8 protein-coding genes are annotated in these 9,451 nt (G+C 65.2%); 3 read left to right on the plus strand and 5 right to left on the minus strand.

Features of this window, described 5'->3' with window-relative positions; translation table 11 throughout:
• Positions 1-564 precede the first annotated feature (564 nt).
• Positions 565-939 (minus strand): hypothetical protein, encoded by a 375-nt coding sequence (locus EJ903_RS22505; protein ID WP_126619689.1) that lies wholly within the window; start codon positions 937-939, stop codon positions 565-567.
• A gap of 109 nt (positions 940-1,048) precedes the next feature.
• Here EJ903_RS22505 and EJ903_RS22510 point away from each other — a divergent pair, with 109 nt between their 5' ends.
• The 3 genes from EJ903_RS22510 to EJ903_RS22520 are packed head-to-tail and all read left to right on the plus strand — an operon-like array spanning position 1,049 to position 6,304.
• Entirely contained in the window at positions 1,049-1,753 is a 705-nt protein-coding gene (locus EJ903_RS22510) for an ImuA family protein (protein WP_342772189.1), read from the plus strand.
• The gene (locus EJ903_RS22515; protein WP_126619693.1) at positions 1,647-3,215 is read left to right on the plus strand and encodes a Y-family DNA polymerase; all 1,569 of its coding nucleotides are present in this window, start codon (positions 1,647-1,649) and stop codon (positions 3,213-3,215) included. The genes EJ903_RS22510 and EJ903_RS22515 overlap by 107 nt, the downstream gene beginning before the upstream one ends.
• Positions 3,212-6,304, plus strand: coding sequence for an error-prone DNA polymerase (locus tag EJ903_RS22520; protein ID WP_126619695.1), 3,093 nt, complete (start codon positions 3,212-3,214; stop codon positions 6,302-6,304). Before EJ903_RS22515 ends, EJ903_RS22520 begins: the two co-directional genes overlap by 4 nt.
• 126 nt (positions 6,305-6,430) lie before the next feature.
• On the opposite strand, the gene EJ903_RS22525 is transcribed toward EJ903_RS22520, so the two are convergent.
• From EJ903_RS22525 to EJ903_RS22540, 4 genes are all read right to left on the minus strand, one after another.
• Complete coding sequence (locus EJ903_RS22525) at positions 6,431-6,724, minus strand: XRE family transcriptional regulator (protein WP_126619697.1); 294 nt, start codon at positions 6,722-6,724, stop codon at positions 6,431-6,433.
• Entirely contained in the window at positions 6,711-7,082 is a 372-nt protein-coding gene (locus EJ903_RS22530; RefSeq protein WP_126619699.1) for a hypothetical protein, read from the minus strand. Before EJ903_RS22530 ends, EJ903_RS22525 begins: the two co-directional genes overlap by 14 nt.
• Before the next feature lie 270 nt (positions 7,083-7,352).
• Positions 7,353-7,736: a hypothetical protein gene (locus EJ903_RS22535; protein WP_126619701.1), complete on the minus strand. Its 384-nt coding sequence runs from the start codon at positions 7,734-7,736 to the stop codon at positions 7,353-7,355.
• Between the two features lie 324 nt (positions 7,737-8,060).
• The coding region (locus tag EJ903_RS22540; RefSeq protein ID WP_210211515.1) for an SUMF1/EgtB/PvdO family nonheme iron enzyme at positions 8,061-9,451 on the minus strand (1,391 nt) is incomplete at its 5' end.

A 9,451-nucleotide genomic window follows, 5' to 3' on the forward strand; every position in this document is an offset into this window, starting at 1 on the left:
CGGCACGGTGGAGGAGCGCATGCTCACCCTTCAGGAGCGCAAACGCCAGTTGGGCGAAGCGGTCTATGACGCGACGGCGACGGAAGCGGATGTGCTGACCGCCGACGATCTGGACGTCTTGCTGGCCCCCATCGAAGGCTGACCGGCACCGTCATGTGTGTGCGACCGCTGTGGCGCAAGGGAAAAGAGAACTGGCTTGGCGAAAAGGTCGGGTGCGGTGGAGTTGCCCTGGAAAAGAGAAGAGGCATTTTTCCGCCGTCAGGCGTTGGTCGCGAACTTTCGTTTCCCAAGGCGGTGTGCCGCCGTGTGGGATTATAGAATCCGTTGGAGATTGCACCAATGGCACGGTCTGCCTGCGATCATGACAGGAAAACCATTCTCCAGATAAGTTCAGATTTCAGTGTCTTGAAGAATGTCTCGGCCATGAAATTATCATAGCGACTCACATTGTCAATCATGGGTATCTTCATGCAAATATTTTTCTGAGGTCTCTAGATACTCATCAGAACAATATTGATATATAATGTCCGAATGATGGATCAAGACATTGATCCAATTTTCTTGTTATGCGGTTCTGATCTCGGCGATGAGATTTTTCCAATCGCCCGGCGGAAGGATGCGTGCGTCCTTGGCCATGAGGCGTTGAGCAGCGAAGCCTGCCTCGGTAAACTTGGCCCTCAGCCAATGGCCACCATCATCCCGTAATTCCATCGCCCCACGATCCAGCATCCCCTGAATGACCGTTCCCGGCTTCGGTTGCCCCTTGTTCGGCCCGGTGGCCCACCGCTTCACCAGGATGCCGCCGCCAAGGCTCGGGGCTTGCCCCACCCCCTGGACGATCAGCAAATTCCCACCACGCTCGTTGACGATATCTGAGCAAGGGATCGGACGCCCGAACTTGACAGCGCTCCTGCATTTGGGAACAAATAGGGAATACATTCCTTTTCCCTTCGTCTATTAAGACATGCCTCCTGACCCGCGCCCGACACTGCAGGATCTCAGAACTCGCATCCGCCAAATCGAAACGGGTGGAGGCCCTCCCCAGCGCGTGCTGCCCTTCGGCCTGCCAGTGATCGACCATCACCTGCCGGGAGGCGGCCTGCCGCTGGGTGCCGTGCACGAGGTGAGCGATGGCGATGTGGGGCCGTCCCACATCGCCGCAGCGACCCTCTTCGTTGCCGGAATCGTTGCCCGTGCATCAGGCCCGGTGCTGTGGTGTCTGCGGATGCCCGACCTGTACGCTCCCGCCTTGGCTCAGGTCGGCCTGGAACCGGACCGTGTCATCTATGGCGAAGCGCCGGACGAACGGATGCTCCCATTGCTGATCGAGGAAGGGTTGCGCCACCGCAGCCTGGCGGTCGTCGTCGGCGAATTGTCCCGGCTGCCCATGGTCGCCTCGCGTCGATTGCAGATTGCCGCCGAGCAGTCGGGGGTGACCGCGGTTCTGTTGCGACGCCGGCCACAGTCAGCGACGGCGGAATTCAGCCAACCCACGGCCTCCCTGACGCGCTGGCGGGTCACGGCACTGCCATCCACCTCTCCGCTGGTGACAGGACCGGTGCCAGGGATCGGTCGACCACGTTGGCGTGTCGAGTTGGTCAGGTGCCGGAGTGGCAAGGTCGGGGAATGGGAACTGGAGGGATGTGATGCGACGGGTCGTCTCTGTCTGCCTGCCCAGATGGCCCACCGACCGGCTGCGCGCGACGGGCAGGCGGGCACAGGACCGTCTTACGCGGAACGGCGCGTCGGCTGACGCGTCTGTTCCTGCCGATCATCCCCTCGTCATCGCCGACGTCGGCAGCGCGCGCCTCCTGACCGCCACGGACGCCACCGCGCATCGCCTGGGTTTGCGCCCGGGCATGCCGTTGGCCAAGGCCAGAGCGCTGGTCCCGACCCTTCTGGTGGTCGATGCCGACCCCGACGCGGATACGGACGGTCTCCAGCGGCTGGCGCAATGGGCGCTGCGCTACAGCCCCATCGCGTCGATCGATCCACCGGACGGGCTGTGGATCGACATCACCGGTGCCAGCCACCTGGTCGGCGGGGAACGAGCGCTGCTCGACGACGTGATCCAGCGCCTCGCGGCCATGGGAGTGACCGCAAGGGCCGCCGTCGCCGCGACACCCGGTGCCGCCGGTGCCCTTGCCCGTTTCGGTCATCGACCCGTCGTCATCGCCGACGATGGGCTCGATCTCCTCCATGGCCTGCCCGTGGCCGCCTTGCGCGTCCCGGGCGAGACGGTGGTCGCGCTGAGACGGCTTGGCTTTGACACCGTCGGCGATCTGGAACAGACAGCCCGCGCGCCCCTGGTGCATCGCTTCGGAACCGCGTTGCTGCGGCGGCTGGACCAGATGTTCGGGCGCATCGATGAACCGCTGACGCCGGTTGCCGTGGCCGACGTCATCACGATCACCCACAGCCTGGTCGAACCGATCAGCACGGCGGAGGCTTTGCGGGTTGTCCTGTCCGCGTTGGTCACGGAGCTTTGCCATCGTTTGGAGCGACGGGGACTGGGCGCGCGCAGCCTCGATCTGCGGCTGCACCGTGTGGACGGATCGCGGCAGGATGTCCAGCTTGGAACCGCTCAGCCTGTTCGCTCCGCCGCACACCTCACCCGGCTGTTGACCGACCGCATCGACCGCATCGACCCAGGATGGGGCATTGAGCGCGCCGATCTCACGGCGACGCTCACCGAAGCGCTCGCGCCGAAGCCGGTTGGACACCTCTCCTTGGCCGGGACCGCTTTGGACACTGCGGTCGACACGGCGGACCTTGCCGCCTTGATCGACATCCTTGGAAACCGGATCGGCCATGACCGGCTCTACCGCCTGGTGCCCGTCGAAAGCGACGTTCCGGAGCGTTGCCTGACGCGTGTGCCGCCCCTGTCCCCGCCGACGGGGCGGAATTGGCTGCCAGACTGGCCCCGACCAGGGCGGCTGCTGACGCCGCCGGAACCGATCGAGACCATGGCCCTGCTGCCCGATCACCCGCCGCTGGCCTTCACCTGGCGTGGCGTGCGTCGGCTCATCAAGCGCGCCGACGGCCCGGAGCGCGTTCATGGTGAGTGGTGGCGGCGAGACCGCGAGATGGCGGCCGCGCGCGACTACTACGCCGTCGAGGATCAGGACGGTGGACGCTACTGGCTCTACCGGTCCTGGGAGGACCGTCCGGAAACCGGTCCAATGCGCTGGTTTATTCACGGGCTGTTCGGATGAGCGCCGTCACCCCAGCCTACGCGGAGCTTCAGGCGACCACCCACTTCAGCTTCCTGCGCGGCGCGTCGTCGCCGCAGGACCTGTTCGCGCAAGCGGCGACCTTGGGCATCGCCGCTCTGGGCATTGTGGACCGCCACTCACTGGCTGGGATTGTGCAAGCCCATGAGGCGTCCCGGCAGACCGGGGTGCGGCTGATGGTCGGAGCGCGGGTCGATCTGGCCGACGGCACGGTTCTGCTGCTGTACCCCATGGACCGTGCGGGCTACGGGCGGCTCTGCCGCCTTCTGACCATCGGCAAGGCGAGGGCCGGGAAGGGAGCCTGCGATCTGTCCTGGGAGGACATCGTTGATTGGGCCGAGGGCCTGCTCGCCATCCTGGTCCCCGATCAAGCGGACGACCGCTGCGCGCGGCAACTGGAGCGGCTGCACCAGACGTTTCCTGGACGCTGCTACCTGGCGTTGGCGCTCCGGCGGCGACCGGGCGACGCCCTGCGCCTGCAACGCCTGTCCGACCTGGGCATGACCCACCAGGTGCCGACGGTGGTCACGAACGACGTTCTCTACCATGTGCCGGAACGGCGGATCATGCAGGACGTCGTCACCTGCATCCGCGAGGGCTGCACCATCGACCAGGCGGGCTTTCGGCGGGAGCGCTTCGCCGACCGCTTCCTGAAGCCCCCGGCGGAAATGGCCCGTCTGTTCGCCCGCCACCCTGACGCCGTTGCCCGAACGCTGGAGATCGTCGAGCGCTGCCGGTTCCGTTTGGACGAGCTTCGGTACCAATATCCGGAGGAAGTGGTGAGTCCCGGCCTGACGGCGCAGCAGTCGTTGGAGCGGCTGACCTGGGACGCGGCGTGCCGCCGGTATCCGCAGGGGATCCCCGACAAGGTGCTGGGAACGCTTCAGCATGAACTGCGCCTGATCGACCGGTTGGGCTACGCCCCCTATTTCCTGACCGTCCACAGCATCGTCCGCTTCGCCCGGTCGCGCGGCATCCTGTGCCAGGGGCGGGGATCGGCCGCCAATTCCGCCGTCTGCTATGTCCTGGGCATCACCTCGATCGACCCGGAACAGCACAACCTGCTCTTCGAGCGCTTCGTGTCGGCCGAACGCCGGGAGCCGCCGGACATCGACGTCGATTTCGAACACGATCGCCGTGAGATCGTCATCCAATGGATCTATGAGACCTATGGCCGCCACCGCGCCGCCCTGACCGCCGTGGTCACCCGGTATCGGGCGCGCGGTGCGCTGCGCGACGTCGGCAAGGTGATGGGGCTGAGCGAGGATCTGACGGCGCTGCTGGCCAATCAGATCGGGTCCTGGTCGGACGAATGGGTGGCGGACGACCGCATCGCCGCGCTGAACCTGAACCACGACGACCGGCGTCTCAGGCTGACCCTGGAGCTTGCCCGGCAACTGATGGGCACGCCCCGGCATCTGTCACAGCATCCCGGCGGTTTCGTTCTCACCCGGGACCGGCTGGACGAGCTGGTTCCCATCGAACCCGCCGCCATGGAGGACCGGCAGGTCATCGAATGGGACAAGGACGACATCGACACCCTCAAGATGATGAAGGTGGACATCCTGGCGCTGGGGATGCTCGGCTGCATGCGGCGGGCCTTCGAGTTGCTGGCGGAGCACAAGGGCGTGCGCATGGACCTGGCCAGCATCCCGGCCGAGGACCCGGCGACCTACGCGATGATTCGGCGGGCCGACACGCTGGGCGTTTTCCAGATCGAAAGCCGCGCCCAGATGGCCATGCTCCCGCGCATCAAGCCACGGACCTTCTACGACCTTGTCATCCAGGTGGCGATCGTCCGCCCGGGCCCGATCCAGGGCGACATGGTGCATCCGTATTTGCGCCGCCGCGAGGGGCTGGAGCCGGTCGACTATCCCACGCCCGAGCTGCAAGCGGTTCTGGGTTCGACGCTGGGCGTTCCGCTCTTCCAGGAACAGGCGATGCGGGTGGCGATCGAGTGCGCCGGATTCACGCCCGGCGAGGCCGACCAGCTGCGGCGGGCCATGGCCACCTTCAAACTCACCGGCGGGGTCAGCCGCTTTGGGGCCAAGCTTGTCGACGGGATGGTGGCGCGCGGCTACAGCCGGGAGTATGCGGAGCACACCTTCAAGCAATTGGAGGGGTTCGGGTCCTACGGGTTCCCGGAAAGCCACGCGGCGAGCTTCGCGCTGATCGCCTACGCGTCCTCCTGGATGAAGCGTCACCATCCGGAGGTGTTCTGCGCCGCACTGCTGAACGCCCAGCCCATGGGCTTCTACGCGCCCGCCCAGATCGTCCGTGATGCGCGCGAGCACGGTGTCGAGGTTCGACCGGTGGACGTCAACGCGTCGCGCTGGGACTGCACGCTGGAATCGGTGGGGCAGGGCAGGTTGGCGGTCCGCCTCGGATTCCGACTGGTGAGAGGACTGGCCAACGCCGCCGGTGCCGGGATTGTGGCCGCCCGCGAGGACCGGCCCTATGCCAGCGTTGATGACCTATGGCACCGGGCGGGTGTGCCGGTGGCGGTGCTGCGCCTGCTGGCGGCTGCCGACGCCTTCACGGGACTGGGGCTGACGCGCCGGGCAGCCGCGTGGGCCATCCGCGCGCTCCGGGATGAGGCCCTGCCCCTCTTCGCCGCCGCCGGGGCCGAGCGGGAGGCCGACGAGCCGGTGGTGACGCTCAGGCCCATGAGCGCGGGCCGTGAGCTGGTCGACGACTACACGATGACCGGCTTGAGTCTGCGCGGCCATCCGGTTGCTCTCCTGCGTCAGGACCTGACAGGACAGGGCATCATCGCCTGCGCTGATCTCGCCCGGACGCGGGACGGACGCCGGGTGACGGTGGCCGGTTTGGTTCTGGTCCGGCAGCGACCGGGCAGCGCCAACGGGGTTTTGTTCATCACGCTGGAGGACGAGACCGGCATCGCCAACGTCATCGTCTGGAAAAAGCTCTTCGAGCAGCAGCGCCGGATCATCCTGGGTGCCCGGATGATGGCCGTGACGGGTCGCGTGCAGATCGAGGGCGACGTCATCCACCTGATCGCCGACCGATTGACCGATCACACCGACCTGTTGCGGTCGCTTGAAGAGTGACCGCCTGCTCCTCGGCCCCCCATGGTCGCCCGCGACAGCGGGCGCGACGCGGCGGTGGGAAGGCAGCGCCTGTTTTTGGTGCGACTGGGCATGGCGATCGGCATCCCCGGCGTCTGTCGGTCCGGATCACGCTTCGGTCGCATCGCAATCCGCCAGTTCATAGTGGATCCTGATCTGCTTCCCGAAAGGCTTCAAAGCCTGATTGATGCGGTTCCAGCTGAACAGGTCCAGTTCGCCCCGCACGAGGGAGGACACCACCGGCTGCTTCCACCCGATCCGTCGACCAAATTCGGCCTGCGACAGGCCCTGGTCGTGCAGCCCCTTGCTCACCACCAGCACGGCCTGGGTCTTGACCGCCAGTTCCTCGGCGTCGGCCAAACCGACCTCCTCGAAGAACCCTTGCACGTCAGCCTTCGACATCGCCCCGCCTCCTCAGTTCTTCTTCGTATGCCGCTCTGATGTCGTTGCGGTCGCGCAGCGAGAGATTGCGGCCTTCCTTGATGAACAGCACGACGGTGACACCGTCGTTGAATTCGACAACGAACGCCGCCGTGATACCGATGGCCCGGACGCCTCTGCGCACCACCACCTTGGTGCAGGGGAAGCCGAGATCGGGCTGATCGCTGAACTCAGCCTCGCCGGTGGAGATGTCAGGCCGGTCCCCGTGAAGCGCAACCGCGACCACGACAGCCTGCAAATCCGTCCGCGACAGAGCGGCGAGTTGGTTGCGGACCAGCCACGATGCGGGGCGGATGCGAGGTGCGCGGGTATCGCTCATGACGGTAACTATAACAGTAACTGTTATATGGCGCAACCTTTCCCCTGACCGTGGGCGAACCCGCCTTGCTCACCTGACAACGCCGGGGCTGAGATCACCCCACCGCCAACCGGGCAGATGCGGTCCAAATGAAGGGGGCCGGTCGATGGGGTGCGCATATCAGCGCACCGTTCCGCGACAACAGGGCCGCCGACACCCCACCGGCGGCCCGCGTCGTTTCCGGGTCATGGGGTACTCGTTTTATACCGACGTCTTATCCCGATCCTCTCGCTATACGGTTCTGAGCTCGTCGATGAGATGCTGGTAATCGCCCGGCGGAAGGACGCGTGCATCCTTGGCCATCAGGCGTAGGGCAGCGAAGCCAGCCTCGGTAAACCTGGCCCTCAGCCAATGGCCACCATCATCCCGCAATTCCATCAACCCACGATCCAGCATCCCCTGAATGACCGTTCCCGGTTTCGGTTGCCCCTTGTTGGGTCCAGTGGCCCACCGCTTCACCAGGATGCCGCTGGCAAGGCTCGGGGCTTGCCCAAAGCGCACCATGAATTCGTTGCGGATCAGCGCCCGCTCGCGCGGTGTTAAGTCGCCGCCCTCTTGCGCCACGTTCCATTGACCCTGCTGGCCGGTGTCAGCTCGCACGTCGATGCGCTCCATCTCTTTGTGTCGGCGAGACCGTTTCGCGCCATCACCCAGCCAATAGTCTCAGCTGTTGGGGCTGTCGTCTCGCTCCATCACCGTCTTCACAGTCACGGCGGTTTTCCGGCAGGCCCGGCCCTATCCACCGGCAGCGGGCGACATGCCCCAGCCAGTGGGCCATATTGATGATCTGCGCGCTCAGGCAAAAGCAACGGTTCACTCATGGGCAATGCACCGATTCCGGTCGCTCGCGCGACCAGGGAGGGGCATACCCCTCCCTGGACCCTCCCAAACCGAGGTCGCCTGCCACAAACACACAAGAAGGGGTAAAGCGGTGAAGATTCAAGGCGTGAGTGTCCTCGCTACCCGGAAGCCGGAGCCGAAGCTCCGGTCGTTGGGGAAGCTCCTGAAGCGGTTTGCCGAACGCAGGTTGTCCGGAGTGTCGAACCAGGAACCGCCGCGAAGGACGCCCAATGCCCAGGTTTCAGTTGTCCATGCCGAACCGTTAGTAGGAGCACCCCGATAGTCAGGGTGCCAGAGCTCCTCAACCCATTCCCGCACATTCCCATGCAGGTCGTACAACCCGAAGGCGTTCGGCTTAAAGCTCCCGACCTCCACCGTCCGCCGACGGTAAACGCCCGTCGCACTGCCGTTGTAGGTACCACTTCCATTAAAGTTTGCTTGATCCGTGGTGATCCGGTCCCCCGTGCTGAAAGGCGTCTTCGTGCCAGCGCGCGTCACGTATTCCCGTTCCGCTTCGCTTAAAAGACGATAATGCTGACCCGTCTTCCGCGACAGCCACACGGCATAGCTCGTCGCATCATTCCAGCTCACGTTGATCACCGGGCGACGACCACGGCCCCACACCCTATCCGAAGGGCTGTAGCCCCCACACCCACCATCCAGCACGCACGCATCCCACTCCTCAAACGTCACAGCGTAGCGGCCAACCGCAAACTCCTGGCCAATCGTGACACGATGCTGCGGGCCTTCCTCGTCCTGTCGACCAGGCTCGCCCTCCGGCGACCCCATCATGAATTCTCCCGGCGGAACCACCACCATCTCTGGGCATTCCGCGCAATCCCGGATCACACGGGGTCCCGTGGCTTGGGCTTGGGCTGGAGGCGGTGGCGGTGCTGTCTCCTCAGCCCGGCGAACCGGTGGTGGGCTTTGGTCCGGAAACAACTGCGCCAGGATCACGCTCTGCTGCCGCAAGCGGACCATCGGCACCGCGAGATTGAACCCGGTGTTGCCGGCGTAGTGCAGCCCGATCAGTCGGCTTCCGTTCATATCCAGGATCGGCGCACCCGAACTCCCTTGGTCCGTGTCGCAATAGTGGATCAACTGGCCGTCGCCGTCGATCGGGCGGGCCCCAACCCGGCAGCCCTTGGCGCTCAACACCATCGGCTGCCCCAGGGGATGATGGAACATGATCAGCGGCTCGCTCGGCAACGGCGCCGTGACCGGCAGCGTCAAGGCACCGAAGCGCGCCGCCGGGTTCCCGGCAACCCGCAGGATGCTGTAATCCGGCCATTGGCTGGTTTCCACCGGACGGATGTCCACGTCGTAACGGACTGTTTCATCGGACCGGGTCTCGTCATAGTAGTTCATCAGCAACAAGGCCCGGACCGGGCGTGACGCTTCATCCTTGCCCGGCACGCAATGATGGTTCGTCAAAATATAGTCCCGGGAAATGATCGAGGCCGTGCAGGAGCCCGTTTTACCGTCGGCCC

The organism is Azospirillum griseum (assembly GCF_003966125.1).
In the GTDB taxonomy this organism is placed as follows: Bacteria; Pseudomonadota; Alphaproteobacteria; order Azospirillales; family Azospirillaceae; genus Azospirillum; species Azospirillum griseum.

What these genes read in the sequence shown, in the direction of transcription:
- EJ903_RS22505 (WP_126619689.1), bottom strand. Translation starts at nt 939, where the DNA reads ATGTATTCCCTATTTGTTCCCAAATGCAGGAGCGCTGTCAAGTTCGGG.
- EJ903_RS22515 (WP_126619693.1), top strand. Translation starts at nt 1,647, where the DNA reads ATGCGACGGGTCGTCTCTGTCTGCCTGCCCAGATGGCCCACCGACCGG.
- EJ903_RS22520 (WP_126619695.1), top strand. Translation starts at nt 3,212, where the DNA reads ATGAGCGCCGTCACCCCAGCCTACGCGGAGCTTCAGGCGACCACCCAC.
- EJ903_RS22525 (WP_126619697.1), bottom strand. Translation starts at nt 6,724, where the DNA reads ATGTCGAAGGCTGACGTGCAAGGGTTCTTCGAGGAGGTCGGTTTGGCC.
- EJ903_RS22530 (WP_126619699.1), bottom strand. Translation starts at nt 7,082, where the DNA reads ATGAGCGATACCCGCGCACCTCGCATCCGCCCCGCATCGTGGCTGGTC.
- EJ903_RS22535 (WP_126619701.1), bottom strand. Translation starts at nt 7,736, where the DNA reads ATGGAGCGCATCGACGTGCGAGCTGACACCGGCCAGCAGGGTCAATGG.